This window comes from Streptomyces sp. NBC_01381, from assembly GCF_026340305.1.
Lineage (GTDB): Bacteria > Actinomycetota > Actinomycetes > Streptomycetales > Streptomycetaceae > Streptomyces.
Genome location: NZ_JAPEPI010000001.1, coordinates 240,647 through 257,420 on the forward strand (window position 1 = coordinate 240,647; position 16,774 = coordinate 257,420).

Sequence of the window (16,774 nt, forward strand, 5' to 3'; positions counted from 1 at the left end):
GCGCCGCGTAAATCTGACCCTGCCCCGCTGTGGCCGCGTACCCCAAGACCTCTCACATCCCGTATCCCGCAGATGAAGGACCCACCGTGCACACGGACTCCGCCACGCCCACCGGCGAGGCCCCCGCCCAAGACCACCCCCCGACGACCCCGAGGCGAGCCTGGGCCGTCCTCGCCGTCATCCTCGCCGCCGACGTCCTCGACCTCGTCGACGCCACCATCACCAACGTCGCCGCCCCCACCATCGCCGAGGACCTCACCGGCGGCCCCGCCCTCGTCCAGTGGCTCGGCGCCTCCTACGCGCTCGCCCTCGGCGTACTCCTCGTCATAGGCGGCCGCCTCGGCGACAAGTACGGCAGACGGCGGCTCTTCCTCCTCGGCCTCGCCGGATTCACCGCCGCCTCCGTCGCCTGCGGCCTCGCCTTCAGCCCCGAATCGATCGTCGTCGCCCGGCTCGCCCAGGGCGCCTTCGGCGCGCTCGTCATCCCGCAGGGCTTCGGCATCCTCGGCGCGGTCTGGCCCCGCGAGGAGATCGGCAAGGCGTTCAGCCTCTTCGGGCCCGTCATGGGGCTCTCCGCCGTCGGCGGCCCGATCCTCGCCGGGTTCCTGATCGACGCCGACATCGCGGGCCTCGGCTGGCGCCCCATGTTCCTGATCAACCTCGTCCTCGGCGGCGCCGCCCTCATCGCCGCCGCCCGGCTCCTGCCCAAGGACTCCGGCGACCGCGCCACCTCCGTCGACGGCATCGGCTCCACACTGCTCGGCGCCACCATGCTCGGCCTGCTCTCCGGCCTGATCGAAGGCTCCACCAACGGCTGGTCCGCCGCCCCGGTCGCCCTGATCGGCGCGGGGCTCCTCTCCTTCGCGCTCTTCTGCCGCCGCCAGCGCACCGCCGCGAGCCCGCTGATCCAGCCCTCGCTGCTGCGCAACCGGGGCTTCACCTCGGGCCTCGTCCTCGGCGTCGTCTTCTTCGCCGCCGTATCGGGCCTGCTCTACGTCGTCTCGCTCTTCCTGCAGACGGGCCTCGGCCGCTCGCCGTCCGGCGCCGCACTGAACCTGATGCCGCTCTCCGCGGGCATCGTCATCGCGTCCATCGCCTGCTACCGCCTCATCGGCAGATTCGGCCGCACGCTCATCCTCGCCGGGCTCCTGATCACCCTGGCCGGCACGGGCTCACTGCTCGCACTGGTCGCCATCTCCGGTACGGGGGTGAGCAGTTGGGCCCTCGTACCGTCCATGCTCGTCATCGGCCTCGGCATGGGCACCTGCTTCGGCACCGTCTACGACGTCACCATCGGCGACATCGCCCCCGCCGAATCGGGCAGCGCCAGCGGCTCACTGAGCGCGGTGCAGCAGCTGGCCAACGCGATCGGCGCGGCGACCGTCACCACGGTCTTCTTCAAGACCGCCCACGACGGCCCCGCCCACGCCATGACCGTCAGCCTCGCCGTGGTCGCGGGCATCACACTGCTCTGCTGCCCCCTCGTACGACTGCTTCCGCGCAAGGCGCAGGAGGAGCAGCACCACTGAGACTCAGTCGTCCAGCTCCCCGCCCCGCAACCGCGCCACCTGCGCCGCACTGAACTCCACGGTGCGGCGCATATGGCCGATCAGCAGGGCCAGTTCATCGTCGTCGTACCGCTCGAAGAGCGCGAACCAGCCGCCGCCGAGCCTGTCCCACATCCGCCCGAACTCCGCCACCTTCTCCGGCACGGTCGAGACCAGAACCCTGCGCCGGTCGGCGGCGTCGCGCTCGCGCACGACATAGCCCGCCTTCTCCAGACGGTCGACGAGCCGCGTCGCCGAGCCGGTCGTCAGACCGGTCAGCTCGGCGATACGGCCCGTGGTGACGGGCTCGGCCTCCAGGCTGAGCAGGTTCACGCACTGCAGATCCGTGGGGTGCAGCTTCAGATGATCGGCGACAGCCTGATTGAAGAGGGCGTACGAGGCCATGTAGCGCCGCGACTCGACGGACAACTCGTCCACCAGAGCCGCACGCCGCCCACCGGTCTTCTTGCTGGCCACGAAGGACCACCCTCCTCAACCCATAAGACACCTGCGTCAGACATCTGCGTCAGACAGAAATCGTACGACGCAGAGATCCGAGCCGGAGCGGCACCCAGGGCGGCACATGCCACGATTCCCCCATGCTCATCGCCCGCTCCGCCGCCCTCTTCGCCGTCGCAGCCCTCTTCGAGATCGGCGGCGCCTGGCTCGTCTGGCAGGGCGTGCGCGAGCACAAAGGCTGGGCCTGGATCGGCGCGGGCGTCATCGCGCTCGGCGTGTACGGCTTCGTCGCCACCCTCCAGCCGGACGCCGAGTTCGGCCGCATCCTCGCCGCGTACGGCGGCGTCTTCGTCGCCGGTTCGATCGCCTGGGGCATGGTCGCCGACGGCTACCGGCCCGACCGCTGGGACGTGACGGGCGCGCTGATCTGCCTCGCGGGCATGGCAGTGATCATGTACGCCCCGAGAGGCCGCTGAGGACACCGATCGCCCCGCCTATCCTTGGCGCAGGACAGGAACGTACGTACGTACGCATCAGGACGCCCAAGGAGCAGCCATGACCGCCGCCGCGAACGCCGCGAACGCCGCGCCCGCCTCCCGCATCGCGATCGTCACCGGCGCGAGCAGCGGCATCGGCGCCGCCACCGCACGGCAGCTCGCGGCCGCCGGCTACCGCGTCGTCCTCACCGCCCGCCGCAAGGACCGCATCGAGGCACTCGCCGCGGAGCTCACGGCCGCGGGCCACGACGCGATGGCGTACGCGCTCGACATCACCGACCGCACCGCCGTGGACGAGTTCGCGACCGCCTTCCGCAAGGTCGCGGTCCTGGTCAACAACGCGGGCGGCGCACTCGGCGCCGACACGATCGCCGCCGGGGACCCCGCCGACTGGCGCCAGATGTACGAGACGAACGTCATCGGCACCCTGAACGTCACCCAGGCCCTGCTCCCCGCACTCACCGCGAGCGCCGACGGCACGATCGTGGTCCTCTCCTCCACGGCCGGCCACGGCACATACGAGGGCGGCGGCGGTTACGTGGCCGCCAAGCACGCCGAACACGTCCTCGCCGAGACCCTCCGCCTGGAGATCGTCGGCACCCCGGTCCGCGTGATCGAGGTCGCCCCCGGCATGGTCAAGACGGAGGAGTTCGCCACGACCCGCTTCGGCGGCGACACGGAAAAGGCCGCGAAGGTCTACGCAGGAGTGTCGGCCCCCCTCACGGCGGACGACGTGGCGGACACGATCACCTGGGCGGTGACCCGCCCGCCCCACGTCAACATCGACCTCCTGGTGGTCCGCCCCCGCGCCCAGGCCTCGAACACAAAGGTCCACAGGGAACTGTGATGCCGACCCCCGAAGAGGCATCGGCCGAACAGAAACGCCTGGCCCAGGAGACGAAGAACGAGAAGCTGATGTGGTGGTACCTGGCGTACTTCCTCTTCGGCATCCACATCATCGCGTTCGTGATGATCTTCGCCATCAAGCACGCGAAATGACCACGGCCGAACTCGTACTCCCCCTCAGGGCACGCGACTTGAGGCCCGCCGACCTCCCGTCATGCACCTGGTCCGGCTCCCCGCACCACCTGCAATCCGTCACCCGGCAGCTCCAGCGCGCCCGCATCGGCGAGGTGGACTACCTGGCGATCTGCCCACCGTCCGACATCCCCGTGGCCAAAGGCGGCATCGACTACAAGCCCCACGAAGGCGCCGGCTACCTCTGGCAACTGGCCGTCCACCCCGCCCTGCAGTCCTGCGGAATCGGCACGTTCCTCATCGAGGCCGCGGAACTCCGCATCAAGTCCCGCGGCCTACGCCGAGCCGAACTCGCCGTGGAGGAGACCAACCCAAGGGCCCTCGCCCTCTACGAGCGCCTCGGCTACATCGCGTACGACCGCGCCCTCGACTCCTGGACGGAACAGTCCCCCGACGGCTCGACGCACCTCCACGAAACGATGTGCGTCCAGCTGCGCAAGGCCCTGTGACCTCGCCCGTCCACGTCGTTCACTCACACGCGTGAACTCGCTCCATCGACCGCTCGATGCCCAAACACGCGACCTAGGCTCGCGACACAACATCAAACAGAACGGCCCCCGGCCGGGATTGCAGTCCCGGCCGGGGGCCTGACCTCAAGGAAGGCAGACTTCCTCATGGCTGAACACGAGCCTAGCGCGCACCAATTCACGCTGGACGATGCCCTTGGCATCGACACGACAGCAGCCTTCATGGACCTCAAAGTCCCCGAGTACGCCTACATGTTCGGCTTCTTGCAGGCTGATGGGCATCTAAAGCAAGGGGTGGGACAGAAAGGTCGACTGAGCGTCGAGATCAACGTGCGGGACATCGAGATCCTGCGCGAGTTCCAACGGCTGACCCCGTACAACAGCACCATCAGCGAGCGCATTCGGTCCACGAACTTCTCCGAGAGCATCCACTCGGCGACCTGGTCTCTCTGCTCCCTGGAAGCCAGGACGACCATCAACCAGCTCGGCCTGCCGTACGGCCGCAAGTCCAAGAAGATCACGCCGCCGCGCGTCGAATTCTCGCGCCGCGACTATCTGCGCGGTGTGATCGACGCGGACGGAGCTGTCGGCTACACGGGGCAAGGTTTCCCGTTCGTCTCGCTGACTACAGCCAGCACAGCCGTCGGGGTCTACCTCTGCCGTTACGCGCGGATACTGACCGGCGCTGAACGCCTCATCAAACGGAACGCACGGGACAAGATCTACAACGTCGTGTACACGAAGGAACCAGCCATGCAGCTGGCCGAGGACCTCTACTATCCAGGCTGTCTTGCCCTGGAGCGCAAGCAGACCGCCGCCGCAACGCTCGCGTCATGGGTCCGCCCAGCCGACATGAAGGTCGCACCTCCCCGCCGCCGCTGGAAGGAGTGGGAGGACCGGATCCTGTTGGAACTGTGCAGTCCCACCGCAGCAGCAGAAGCCCTGGGACGAACCGCACAGAGCTGCGGCCTCCGCCACTGGCGGCTGCGCAACGGCAAGGTTCCGTTGCCCTCGACCGACCAGTGAACCGCTGACCAGTGGGGCCCGGACTGACAACAGTCCTGGCCCCACTGTCAGTTCAGCCCTTCACGCAGATGAACTGCTTCAGCTTGGCCACGACCTCAACAAGGTCACGCTGATGCTCCATGACCTGCTCGATCGGCTTGTACGCACCAGGGATCTCATCTACGACGCCCGAGTCCTTACGGCACTCGACGCCTCGCGTCTGCTCTTCCAGATCCTTCGTCGTGAAACGCCTCTTCGCCGCGTTGCGGCTCATACGCCGCCCTGCACCATGTGAGGCCGAGTTGAAGGCCTTCTCGTTGCCGAGGCCCTTCACAATGTACGAGCTGGTGCCCATGGAGCCTGGAATGATCCCGTACTCGCCAGAGCCCGCGCGGATCGCCCCCTTACGAGTCACCAGCAGGTCCATGCCCTCGTACCGCTCCTCCGCCACATAGTTGTGGTGGCACGAGATCTCCTGCTCGAAGGTCGGCTTCGCCTTCTTGAACTCCTTACGGATCACGTCCTTAAGGAGGGCCATCATGATCGCCCGGTTGTACTTCGCGTACTCCTGAGCCCAGTAGAGATCGTTCCGGTACGCCGCCATTTGCGGGGTGTCAGAGACGAAGACCGCGAGGTCGCGATCAACTAGGCCCTGGTTGTGCGGAAGCTTCTGGGCCAACCCGATGTGATGCTCAGCCAGTTCCTTGCCGATGTTCCGGGACCCGGAGTGCAGCATCAGCCACACGGCCCCGTCTGCATCAAGACAAGTCTCGACCATATGGTTGCCCGATCCAAGCGTTCCCATCTGCTTCGTGGCACGTTCCTGACGGAACTTGACCGCATCAGCAACCCCGTCGAACCGCCCCCAGAAGTCCCCCCACCCCGAAGTGGCGAACCCATGCAACCTCCCCGGATCCACCGGATCCGCATGCATCCCCCGCCCCACCGGAATCGCCTGCTCAATCTTCGACCGCAGCCGCGACAGATCCCCCGGCAGATCGTTCGCCGTCAGGGACGTCTTCACCGCCGACATCCCGCAGCCGATGTCCACGCCCACCGCCGCGGGGCACACCGCACCCTGCATCGCGATCACCGAGCCGACCGTCGCGCCCTTGCCGTAGTGGACGTCCGGCATGACCGCCAGGCCCTTGATCCAGGGCAGCGTCGCGACGTTCTGCAGCTGCTGCAGCGCCACGTCCTCGACCGAGGCCGGGTCCGTCCACATGCGGATCGGTACCTTTGCCCCGGGAACCTCCACGTACGACATAACGTCCTCATTCCCCCGTAGTTGAACCAAAGTATTGAAAGTCTTGAAACGCAAATACCGGAGCCAAGGTCAACGAATCGGATGACGGACCGGCGTCCACGGCTGTGCGTGCGATACACATTGTGTCCACCGGTCGCCCACCAGCGGCAACCGAATATCCCCCGACATCCCCGGCGAGAAGGAGCCCATACGGTGCAGCGGAAGGCCTACGTACCAGGCGTCGCGGCTCTCCTCGCGGTGCTGCTCGCCGGCTGCACCGGCGGAGGCGGGCTCGGCGGAGAAGCCGACGACTCGAAGCCCGGCGAGCCCGGCAGCTCCACCGCGGCCGCCGAGCCCGGCAAGTACCGCACGCTCCCCGAGCCCTGCGGCGAGGTCGACCTCGGCACGCTCGACTCGATGCTGCCGGGCATCGCGGAGATGCCGGACGAGGAGCAGCAGGAGAAGGCGTACGAGGGTGAGCCCACCGTCACGTACGACACCGACCGGCATGTGGGCTGCCGGTGGAAGGTGGAGTCCTCGGACGCCACGCACCACCTTCTCGTCGACTTCGAGCGGGTCGTGTCGTACGACACCGCCGTCAGCGATGACACCCGTGCCACCGAGGTCTATGCGTCGAAGGTGCAGAAGGCGGATCTGCCTGAGCCTTCCGGTAGCGCGTCGAGCGATGCAGATGGTTCAGACGCCGATGCCGATGCCGGTGGTGAGCCTTCGGACGGTGCGAGCAGCGCAGACGCGGGTGAATCCGACAAGTCGGGCGACAAGGGGAAGGGGAAGGACAAGGGGGAGGGGGACGGCGAGGCGAGCGGCAGTGCCTCCAGCGGTTCGCCCGAGGACGCTGCCACCCCGGCCGGGCTCCAGCCCCGCGTCCTCGACGAGTTCGGCGACGAGGCCTTCCTCGACGACGCCCTCACCACCTCCGCCTCCGCCACCCGGCACCGCACGGTGACTGTGGTGTTCCGCACGTCGAACGTCATTGTGACCATCGAGTACGACGAGCAGCCGGGGCGTCGCACCGACATCCCCGACAGCAAGGAAATGCAGGACAAGGCGCAGGAACTGGCAAGCAGCCTGGCCGACGGTTTCGCCGATTAGCGGCGGTTCGGGCGGGCGACCGGCTCACGGGAAGCGGAGTCGTCCGCCGCGAGCACGGCGTACCGTGGCCCATCGAACCGATGATGTAGCCGTCCTGAGTGACTTGAGTGAAGGAACCATGCACCGACCAGCACAGCGACTCACCCGCATACTCACCTGCGCAGCCGCCGTACCGGTGATCCTCGTTGCCTCCGGCTGCTCCTCCGACTCCGACTCGGGCTCGGACGGGGCCAAGAAGGATTCGGGCTCGAAGGCCTCTTCCCCGGCCAAGGCGGGCGACAAGCCCGCGGCGGTGGAGAAGGCCGCGTTCGGCAAGCTGCCCGAGCCGTGTGAGGTCCTCTCGAAGAAGACGCTCGAGGACCTGGTCCCGAAGGCGAAGGACAAGTCGGGCAAGGCCGGCGACTCCGACGACACATCGACGCGCGGCACCTGCACGTGGGACAGCCTGGAGAACAACGGCGTCGACGGCTCGCAGTTCCGCTGGCTCCGTGTCTCGCTGATGCGTTTCGACTCGGACGCGTCGCTGGGCAGCGGCGAGAAGCGCGCGCAGGAGAGCTTCGCCAACCAGGTCGCGGACGCGCAGAAGACGAAGGATGCGAAGGCCGTCAAGACCGAGCCGGTTCCTGGCGTGGGCGACCAGACGACGACCGTCCGGTACGACCTGAAGAAGGACAAGGAAAGCTTCAAGCAGCAGACGGTCGTGACGCGCGTGGAGAACGCGGTCATCACGATCGACTACAACGGCGCGGGCCTGGCGGGCGACAAGGCGCCGAGCGCGTCGGATCTGGCGAAGGACGCGCAGAAGGCCGCGAAGGAGGCCGCCGCGGCGGTCGTCTCGGCGAACAAGTCGGCCGGTTCGGGCAGCGGCTCGGGGTCGGGCAGTGGCTCGGGCTCGGGTTCGAGCGCGGGCTCCGGCTCCGACTCGGGTTCGGGCTCCGGTGACGGTTCGGGCAGCGACTCGGACGACTCGTCCAGCCCGAAGAAGCGCAAGAGCTAGCGCGAGAGCCAGCGCATCCGCCGCCCGCCTCGCGGGCAACTCGCAGCGCAGCCAAGGCAGTTGTGGAGCCCGGCCCCTGATGGGCCGGGCTCCTGCCGTACCGGCACACGGTCTTCCGCATACGTGTGCCAGGCTGTCGCTCGCAATAAACCGAACAGGGAGGGGTTCGCGGGTGGCCGCGATGCAGCTGACACGCACGCACCGAATACTCATCGGCGTGGTCGTCGCCGGTGCGGTCGTCATCGCCGGTATCGGTTTCGCGGGGTCGTACGCGGCCGTGCGCGAGCTGGCCGAGAAGAAGGGCTTCGGCAGCTTCTCGGTGGTCTTCCCGATCGGCATCGACGCGGGCATCTGCGTCCTGCTGGCGCTCGACCTCCTCCTGACGTGGATCCGTATCCCCTTCCCGCTGCTCCGCCAGACGGCGTGGCTCCTCACGGCCGCGACGATCGCCTTCAACGGCGCGGCGGCCTGGCCGGATCCGCTGGGCGTGGGCATGCACGCCGTCATCCCGATCCTGTTCGTGGTCGCCGTCGAGGCGGCGCGGCACGCGGTGGGCCGGATCGCGGACATCACCGCGGACAAGCACATGGAGGGCGTGCGCCTCACGCGTTGGCTCCTCTCCCCCGTGCCCACGTTCAAGCTGTGGCGCCGTATGAAGCTGTGGGAGCTTCGCTCGTACGAGCAGGTCATCAAGCTGGAGCAGGACCGCCTCATCTACCAGGCCCGTCTCCAGGCCCGCTTCGGCCGCTCCTGGCGCCGCAAGGCTCCGGTGGAGTCGCTGATGCCGCTGCGGCTCGCGCGGTTCGGCGTACCGCTGGCGGAGACGGCGCCCGCGGGGCTCGCCGCCGCAGGGATCGAGCCGGCGCTGCTGCCGCCCGCGCCGGTCTCGGCGGAGCCTCAGCAGCCGGAGCTGACCGCGCCGCGGGCCCAGGCGGAGCCGCTGCCGGTGGGGCAGGTGGAGTCGGCGGAGTCTGCGGAGTCGCCGGAAGAGCAGCAGCCCGCGGCCGCGCACGCGAGCCCGTGGTTCGCGGCTCAGCAGCCTTCGTACGTTCCTGAAGAGCCGCACGATCAGTGGTACGCGGAGCAGCAGGCGTACGCGGATCAGCAGGCGTATGCCGAGCAGCAGGCGTATCTGGAGCAGCAGCAGGCGTACTTCGACGAGCAGGGCGAGGGCCATGTGCCCGCCCCCGAGCCCGAGTTCCCCGTGCCCGCGGGTCCGGGCCGTACGCGGCAGCTCGGCGGCCAGCATCTGATTCCGGGCCCGCGCGAGGAGCAGGCGCCCGAGGAGGCCCCGGAGACGCTGCCGGACGACGTACCGGGGCTGCCGGACGACGTCTCGCGTGACGACGCGTACTTCTCGGCGTTCCGCAAGTACGTGAGCGAGCTCGGGGACTACCCCAACGCCCGCCAGTTCGGCCTGTACCTGATGGATCTGTACGGCGTCACGGGCCAGGCGGGAGGCCCTCCCGCGGAGAGCACCCTGCGCCCGTACCTGCGTGACTTCCGCAGCCGCTACCAGCAGGAGCTGGACGCGGGCGCGGAGCACATCGCGTAGCGCATGGCGCGTACGACGGCCGCCGCGGGCTTCATTGTCCGCGGCCAATCCGGCTTGTCCTGCTGCCGACCTGCGGTTTCGTGGCTGGGACCGGCGGACAACGCGACCACGTCGTCAATACCGTCAAGGACGACAAGACTCTGGCGGTGATCATGCTCCAGGAGGTCTGCCTGGGCCTGCACGCCGAGCCGCTCCAGGAACGCCTCGGCGACGGCGCCGCGGCACGCGAAGCAGGACAGCACCCCAAAAGCACGGCCCGCCCAACAGCCAGGCCCCGCCGCACGCGAAAGGGCGCCGCCCAGACCACTGGACGGCGCCCCCGTTCACGTACCGCTAAGAGCCAAGCAGCTTCCGCACCCGCTCCGCCCCCACGGCCAGCAACAGCGTCGGCAGCCGCGGCCCCGTCTCCCGGGTCACGAGCAGTCGGTAGAGCAGCGCGAAGAACGACCGCTGCGCGACCTTGATCTCCGGCGGCAGTTCCTTCGCCGTGGCGTCCGCGGAGAACCCGGCCCGCACCTTCGGCACGCCGTACACCAGGTGGGTGAGACCGTCGAGGGACCAGTGCGAGTCCAGGCCCTCCAGGAGCAGCCGCAGCGACTCGCGCCCCTCGTCGTCCAGGGACGAGAGCAGCTCCGCGTCCGGCTCCGAGCGCACGATCGTCCGCGCGTCGGCCGGGACCTGGGTGGTGATCCAGTTCTCGGCGCGGTCGAGCCGCGGCCGTGCCTCGTCCAGCGAGGTGATCGGGTCGGACGGGTCCAGGTCGCGCAGGATCCGCAGGGTCTGGTCCTCGGCGCCGGCCGTGATGTCCGCGACGGACGCGAGCGTCCGGTACGGCAGCGGGCGCGGCGTCCGGGGCAGATCACCCGCGGCGGTGCGCACCGCGCGGGTGTGCGCGGCGGCGTCGGCGGGCAGCACGGACCCGTCGGCGACCTTCGCGTCCAGCTTGTCCCACTCGTCGTAGAGCCGCTGGATCTCCTGGTCGAAGGCGATCTTGAAGGCCTGGTTGGGCTTGCGCCGCGCGTACAGCCAGCGAAGCAGCGGCGCCTCCATGATCTTCAGCGCGTCGGCCGGAGTCGGCACTCCACCCTTCGACGACGACATCTTCGCCATCCCGGAGATGCCCACGAACGCGTACATGGGACCGATCGGCTGCACGCCGTCGAAGATCTCGCGGACGATCTGCCCGCCGACGACGAAGGACGACCCGGGAGAGGAGTGGTCCACGCCGCTCGGCTCGAAGATCACGCCCTCGTACGCCCAGCGCATGGGCCAGTCGACCTTCCAGACCAGCTTGCCCCGGTTGAACTCGCTGAGCCGCACCGTCTCGGTGTGCCCGCACTCCGCGCACACGTACGCGAGCTCGGTGCTCTCATCGTCGTACGAGGTGACGGTCGTCAGGTCCTTCTCGCAGGCGCCGCAGTACGGCTTGTACGGGAAGTACCCGCTGGTGCCGCCGCTGCCGTCGTCCTCGCTCGCGGCGCCGGAGCCCTCGGCGGCCTCCAGCTCGGCCTCGTCGACCGGCTTCTGCGACTGCTTCTTCGCCGGGGCCTTCTTGGTCCGGTACTGGTCGAGGATCCCGTCGATGTCGCCGCGGTGCTTCATCGCGTGCAGGATCTGCTCGCGGTAGACCCCGGACGTGTACTGCTCCGTCTGGCTGATGCCGTCGTACTCGACACCCAGCTCGTCGAGCGCCTCGGTCATGGCCGCCTTGAAGTGCTCGGCCCAGTTCGGGTACGCGGACCCGGCCGGTGCGGGCACCGAGGTGAGCGGCTTGCCGATGTGCTGGGCCCAGGACTCGTCGATGCCGGGGACGCCGGCCGGGACCTTGCGGTACCGGTCGTAGTCGTCCCAGGAGATCAGGTGCCGTACCTCGTACCCGCGCCGCCGGATCTCGTCCGCGACCAGGTGCGGGGTCATGACCTCGCGCAGATTGCCCAGGTGAATGGGCCCGGAGGGGGAGAGTCCGGACGCGACGACGACCGGTTTGCCCGGGGCACGACGCTCCGACTCGGCGATGACCTCGTCCGCATAGCGGGAGACCCAGTCGGTGGTATCGGTGCTCTGAGCCACGATCGGCACGCCTTTCTTCTTCTACGTGAGTACCGCTTGACGCAGCCATTCTCCCAGCTCCACCCGCAACCGCGAAAACCGCTTTTTCCCCCGTGGGATACTGGCCGGGTCTATCTGCACCTCGAGGAGAACGGCATCCACTCCATGGCCTCGGTCACGTCCCTCACCGCCTCCGTCCACCAGCGCATCGCGGACGCCCTCTCGGCTGTGGTGTCGGAGACGCTGGGCGCCGCCGACCCTTCCCCTAGCTCTTCGAGCTGGGGAGACCCCATGCTGCGACGAAGCGACCGGGCCGACTTCCAGGCCAACGGGATCCTGGCCCTCGCCAAGAAAGCGAAGGCGAACCCGCGCGAGCTGGCCACGCAGGTCGTCGAGCAGATCACCAACGGCGATCTACTGGCCGACGTCGAGGTGTCGGGCCCCGGCTTCCTGAACATCACCGTCACCGACAAGGCGATCACCGAGACACTCGCGGCGCGCGCCGCCGACGGCGACCGGCTCGGCGTCCCGCTGAACCCGCACGCGGGCACGACAGTCGTCGACTACGCCCAGCCGAACGTGGCGAAGGAGATGCACGTCGGCCACCTGCGCTCCGCGGTGATCGGCGACGCCCTGCGGCACATGCTGGACTTCACCGGCGAGAAGACGATCGGCCGTCACCACATCGGCGACTGGGGCACCCAGTTCGGCATGCTCATCCAGTACCTGATCGAGCACCCCGGCCAGCTGGCCCCGGCGGCCGACGTCGACGGCGAGCAGGCGATGAGCAACCTGAACCGTGTGTACAAGGCGTCACGCGCGGTCTTCGACACGGACGAGGAGTTCAAGGAGCGGGCCCGCAAGCGGGTCGTCGCCCTGCAGTCCGGCGACAAGGAGACCCTCGACCTGTGGCAGCGGTTCGTGGACGAGTCGAAGGTCTACTTCTACTCGGTCTTCGAGAAGCTCGACATGGAGGTCAGGGACGAGGAGATCGTCGGCGAGTCCGCGTACAACGACCTGATGCCGGAGACGGCCCGTCTCCTGGAGGAGTCGGGCGTGGCCGTCCGCTCCGAAGGCGCCCTCGTCGTCTTCTTCGACGAGATCCGCGGCAAGGACGACAAGCCGGTCCCGCTGATCGTGCAGAAGGCCGACGGCGGCTTCGGTTACGCGGCTTCCGACCTCTCCGCGATCCGCGACCGCGTCCTCGACCTGGACGCGTCGACACTCTTGTACGTGGTGGACGTGCGGCAGTCGCTGCACTTCAAGATGGTCTTCGAGGCGGCCCGCCGGATGGGCTGGCTGAACGACGACGTCACCGCGCACAACATGGGCTACGGCACGGTGCTCGGCGCGGACGGCAAGCCGTTCAAGACGCGTGAGGGCGAGACGGTGAAGCTGGAGGACCTCCTCGACGAGGCCGTCGAGCGAGCCACGGCGGTCGTCCGGGAGAAGGCAGAGAAGGTCGGCCTGACCGAGGAGGAGATCGTCGAGAACGGCCGGTACGTAGGCATCGGCGCCGTGAAGTACGCGGATCTGTCGACGTCGGCGAACCGCGACTACAAGTTCGACCTGGACCAGATGGTGTCGCTGAACGGCGACACGTCGGTGTACCTCCAGTACGCGTACGCCCGTATCAAGTCGATCCTGCGCAAGGCGGAGGACGCGACCGCGACGGCCCACCCGGAGCTCGAACTTGCCCCGGCGGAGCGGTCGTTGGGCCTACACCTGGACTCTTTCGGCGACACGGTCTTCGATGCGTCGGCGGAGTACGCGCCGCACAAGGTGGCCGCGTATCTGTACCAGCTGGCCTCGCTGTTCACGACGTTCTACGACCAGTGCCCGGTGATCAGGCCGCGCCCGGCGCAGGAGATCGTCGAGAACCGCCTGTTCCTGTGCGACCTCACGGCGCGCACCCTCCACCAGGGCATGGCACTGCTGGGCATCAGGACGCCCGAGCGGCTCTGATCATCACGTGACGGTCCCGCGCTTCATACGAGGCGCGGGACCTGAGCGCCCCTTTAGGGGCGCGGGGCTGTCACATTTGCGGCTCCGCCGCGTGGGCGCGACAAGCCACATACGGCCCGCAGATCTCAACCCACCAGCGCGCCCCCGAGCCTCCGCAGCCCCTCAGCAATCTCATCCGGCGTCTGCGTGACAAAGCACATCCGCAGCGTCGAACGGTCCGGCTCCCCCGCGTAGAACGGCGCCCCGGGCACGTAAGCCACGTCATGCTTGACGACCTCCGGCAGCAGCGCGGCCGTGTCGTACCCGTCGGGCAACCGTGCCCACACGAACATTCCGCCCTCCGGCCGGATCCAGGTAGACCCCTCTGGAAGCGCCTCCCCGAGGCCGCCCAGCATCGCGTCCCGATGCACCCGATACTCCCCCGCAACGCGAGCCACATGCGCGTCGAGATCGTTGTCCGCCAAGTACCGCGCCGCGGCAAGCTGGTTGACGGTGGGCGTATGCAGATCCGCGGCCTGCTTGGCGATGACGCAGGCCCGCAGCAGCGCCGCGGGCCCCCGCAGCCAGCCGAGCCGCATGCCCGGCGCCATGACCTTGGAGAAGCTGCCGAGCAGTACGGTGCGGTCCTCGGCCCCGGGGTACGAGGCGATCCACGGCACGCGCTCGCCCTCGAAGCGCAGCTCTCCGTACGGGTCGTCCTCGATGATCCACAGCCCCCTGCGGGCCGCGACGTCCGCGATCGCGGCGCGCCGCTCGGCGGGCATGGTGCGGCCGGTGGGGTTCTGGAAGGTGGGGACGGTGTAGAGGAGTTTGGGGCGGTGCAGGGCGACCAGTTCGTCGAGGGCGGCCGGGTCGATGCCCGCCTCGTCGCAGGGCACGGGCACGATGCGCGCGCCGGCGAACCCGAAGGCCTGCAGCGCCGCCAGGTAGCAGGGGCTCTCGACGAGTATGGTCTCGCCGGGCTCGATGAGAGCGGTGGCGAGGAGCGAGAGCGCCTGCTGCGAACCGGTGGTGATCACGAGGTCGTCGGCGTCGGTTGCCAGCCCGCGCGCCTCGAAGCGTGCGGCGATGGCGGCACGCAGCGTCGGCTCGCCCTCGGTCGTGGAGTACTGGAGCGCGCGTTCGGGCTGCTCGGCGAGGACCGCGGCGAAGGCGGCGGCGATGCCGGCCTTGTCGAAGAGGCCGGGGGCGGGCAGACCGCCCGCGAAGTTGATCACCTCGGGCCGCGCGGTGACGGCCAGGATGTCCCGTACCGGCGAGCCGCCGACCGAGGCGGCACGCGCGGCGAGCGCCGGCGTGGGGACTGCGGCAGGGGCGGGCTCGGTCACGGCGGCGGCTCCTTCGGCTCGGACAGCTGTGCCCGCACCCTAAGCACGTAGGTGCCGCCTACATGCGCCATTCCGGGATACGGACGGGCGGCCGCCGCCTCGGACTTCCTCGATTCCCCGATCCCCCGATCCCTCGGCGCTCACCCGTCGAGCGGGGCGATCCACTGCGAGCCGCCGTTGGGCCAGCCGTACGTCGGCCGCCCCTCGCGGCCGCTGGTGCGGAACGGCTTGCCCTGGTCGTCGATGCGGAGCACCCCGTGCCGTTCGCCGCTCGACCACTCCAGTTCCAGATACCAACGGACGTCGTGTGCCTCGGCGTTGGCCTTGATGTAGAAGACCTCGGGGTCGCTCTCGCTCACCTTGTACGGGAAGTCCCGCTGCCCCGCCTTGGGCGCGACGCGCGGCGCGGCGTCGTCGAGGTCGACGCCGAAGGACTTGGTGTCCACGCCGCCGCCACAGCCGACGCCCATCGCGTAGTCGTTCCAGTCCAGTGGCGACGCGGTGCTCTGTACGCGGACGTCCATGCCCTGCAGTACGACGGTGTCCTTGCCCATGCCCTGCAGGGTGACCTCGATGAACTGCTCGCCCGACGAGACGGCCCCGAGGTCGGCGGCCCAGCCGGGGGCGTCCTGCTCGACCGGCGGCCGGGGCACCTGGTTCGGCTTGCGGTCGATCAGGAAGTGCTGGCTGCAGGGCTCTTCGTAGACGTACGGCCTGGTGCGCGCGGCGAGGGGTACACCGAGGTCGCCGCGGCGCTCGTCCCCTTGCGGGGAGGGGGACTTGGCGCCGCCGCCGGTCGCGCCGCCCTTGCGCCCTTCGGAGGCGGAGGCGGAGGCGGAGCTCTTCTTCTCCTTGCCGTCGGGCGCGTGCTCCGCGTCCTTGGAGGGAGAGGCGGAAGCAGAGGCCGAGGGCCCGCCGCCGGCGGTCGCGGCACCATTCCGCTTGCCGCCGTCTCCGTCTCCGTCTCCATCGCCCTTGCCCGGAACTCCGTTCAGAGCAAGGGCGGTTGAAGCAAGGACCACGGCTACGGCCACAGCGGCGAGAGCAACGGCATGCCGCCGCCGGCCCCGAGGCCGTGCTGCCGGCACGTCCGCCGCTGCCGGCTGCACGTCCGCCTCTGCCGGCTGCTCTTCCTGTGGGTCGGCGGCGGGCACGGGCCCGACTGCCGCGCCACCAGGGTCGGCAGAGCCCCGTTTCCCCCGCCCCGCGTCGGCAAGAATCCACCGCCGGTGGACCTCGACCAGCTCCTCCGGCGACGCATCGCACAGCCGGGCCAGCTTCTCCACCGTCGCGAACGCCGTGGGCACCGCATCCCCGTTGCAGTACCGATGCAACGTGGACGTGCTCACATGCAGCCGTTTGGCCAACACCCCGTAACTGAGCCCGGACCGCCCCTTGAGCTCCCGCAACAACTCCGCGAAGTCCCCCGCGCCGCCCACCGAGCCCCTCCCATGCCGTCAACCCCCGAGATCCATCCAAGCACGCCGCCGGACGGGAGGGGTGCGGCA

At 69.1% G+C, this 16,774-nt stretch carries 16 protein-coding genes; 10 read left to right on the forward strand and 6 right to left on the reverse strand.

All coding sequences use genetic code 11. The annotated features are described in order from the left end of the window. Positions 1-86: 86 nt before the first annotated feature. Positions 87-1,529 (forward strand): MFS transporter, encoded by a 1,443-nt coding sequence (locus OG453_RS01220; protein ID WP_266863566.1) that lies wholly within the window; start codon positions 87-89, stop codon positions 1,527-1,529. A 3-nt stretch (positions 1,530-1,532) separates the two neighbouring features. Here the strand turns inward: OG453_RS01220 and OG453_RS01225 are convergent, their stop codons facing one another. Beyond that, positions 1,533-1,952 (reverse strand): MarR family winged helix-turn-helix transcriptional regulator, encoded by a 420-nt coding sequence (locus tag OG453_RS01225; RefSeq protein ID WP_266869667.1) that lies wholly within the window; start codon positions 1,950-1,952, stop codon positions 1,533-1,535. Between the two features lie 194 nt (positions 1,953-2,146). Between OG453_RS01225 and OG453_RS01230 the strand changes: the two genes are divergently transcribed. The 5 genes from OG453_RS01230 to OG453_RS01250 all read left to right on the forward strand — a co-directional run bounded on the left by OG453_RS01230 (position 2,147) and on the right by OG453_RS01250 (position 5,034). Continuing rightward, entirely contained in the window at positions 2,147-2,482 is a 336-nt protein-coding gene (locus OG453_RS01230) for a YnfA family protein (RefSeq protein WP_266863568.1), read from the forward strand. 79 nt (positions 2,483-2,561) lie between these two features. Further along, positions 2,562-3,350: an SDR family NAD(P)-dependent oxidoreductase gene (locus OG453_RS01235; protein WP_266863570.1), complete on the forward strand. Its 789-nt coding sequence runs from the start codon at positions 2,562-2,564 to the stop codon at positions 3,348-3,350. Beyond that, positions 3,350-3,502 (forward strand): hypothetical protein, encoded by a 153-nt coding sequence (locus OG453_RS01240; protein WP_266863572.1) that lies wholly within the window; start codon positions 3,350-3,352, stop codon positions 3,500-3,502. Before OG453_RS01235 ends, OG453_RS01240 begins: the two co-directional genes overlap by 1 nt. Further along, entirely contained in the window at positions 3,499-3,990 is a 492-nt protein-coding gene (locus tag OG453_RS01245) for an N-acetyltransferase (RefSeq protein ID WP_266863574.1), read from the forward strand. The genes OG453_RS01240 and OG453_RS01245 overlap by 4 nt, the downstream gene beginning before the upstream one ends. A 240-nt stretch (positions 3,991-4,230) precedes the next feature. Continuing rightward, positions 4,231-5,034 (forward strand): hypothetical protein, encoded by an 804-nt coding sequence (locus tag OG453_RS01250; RefSeq protein WP_266869669.1) that lies wholly within the window; start codon positions 4,231-4,233, stop codon positions 5,032-5,034. A gap of 52 nt (positions 5,035-5,086) precedes the next feature. Here OG453_RS01250 and OG453_RS01255 read toward each other — a convergent pair whose 3' ends face one another. After that, entirely contained in the window at positions 5,087-6,280 is a 1,194-nt protein-coding gene (locus tag OG453_RS01255) for an RtcB family protein (protein WP_266863576.1), read from the reverse strand. Positions 6,281-6,472: 192 nt separating this feature from the next. Here OG453_RS01255 and OG453_RS01260 point away from each other — a divergent pair, with 192 nt between their 5' ends. The 3 genes from OG453_RS01260 (at position 6,473) to OG453_RS01270 (ending at position 9,924) form a co-directional block, all read left to right on the forward strand. Next, positions 6,473-7,372 (forward strand): DUF3558 domain-containing protein, encoded by a 900-nt coding sequence (locus tag OG453_RS01260; RefSeq protein ID WP_266863578.1) that lies wholly within the window; start codon positions 6,473-6,475, stop codon positions 7,370-7,372. 118 nt (positions 7,373-7,490) lie between these two features. Then, complete coding sequence (locus OG453_RS01265) at positions 7,491-8,369, forward strand: DUF3558 domain-containing protein (protein WP_266863580.1); 879 nt, start codon at positions 7,491-7,493, stop codon at positions 8,367-8,369. Between the two features lie 172 nt (positions 8,370-8,541). Beyond that, a complete protein-coding gene (locus OG453_RS01270) occupies positions 8,542-9,924 on the forward strand; it encodes a DUF2637 domain-containing protein (RefSeq protein ID WP_266863594.1) in 1,383 nt (460 codons plus the stop codon). Here OG453_RS01270 and OG453_RS01275 read toward each other — a convergent pair. Beyond that, positions 9,882-10,166, reverse strand: a complete 285-nt coding sequence (locus OG453_RS01275) for a hypothetical protein (protein ID WP_266863596.1) — start codon at positions 10,164-10,166, stop codon at positions 9,882-9,884. The genes OG453_RS01270 and OG453_RS01275 overlap by 43 nt on opposite strands. 91 nt (positions 10,167-10,257) lie before the next feature. After that, complete coding sequence (gene lysS, locus OG453_RS01280; RefSeq protein WP_266863598.1) at positions 10,258-12,003, reverse strand: lysine--tRNA ligase; 1,746 nt, start codon at positions 12,001-12,003, stop codon at positions 10,258-10,260. A 135-nt stretch (positions 12,004-12,138) separates the two neighbouring features. Here lysS and argS point away from each other — a divergent pair, with 135 nt between their 5' ends. Beyond that, the gene (argS, locus tag OG453_RS01285; RefSeq protein ID WP_266863600.1) at positions 12,139-13,938 is read left to right on the forward strand and encodes an arginine--tRNA ligase; all 1,800 of its coding nucleotides are present in this window, start codon (positions 12,139-12,141) and stop codon (positions 13,936-13,938) included. 125 nt (positions 13,939-14,063) lie between these two features. On the opposite strand, the gene OG453_RS01290 is transcribed toward argS, so the two are convergent. Together OG453_RS01290 and OG453_RS01295 are read right to left on the reverse strand one after the other, a co-directional pair. Then, positions 14,064-15,266, reverse strand: coding sequence for a PLP-dependent aminotransferase family protein (locus OG453_RS01290; protein WP_266863602.1), 1,203 nt, complete (start codon positions 15,264-15,266; stop codon positions 14,064-14,066). A 140-nt stretch (positions 15,267-15,406) separates the two neighbouring features. Then, complete coding sequence (locus OG453_RS01295; protein WP_266863604.1) at positions 15,407-16,705, reverse strand: helix-turn-helix transcriptional regulator; 1,299 nt, start codon at positions 16,703-16,705, stop codon at positions 15,407-15,409. Positions 16,706-16,774 lie beyond the last annotated feature (69 nt).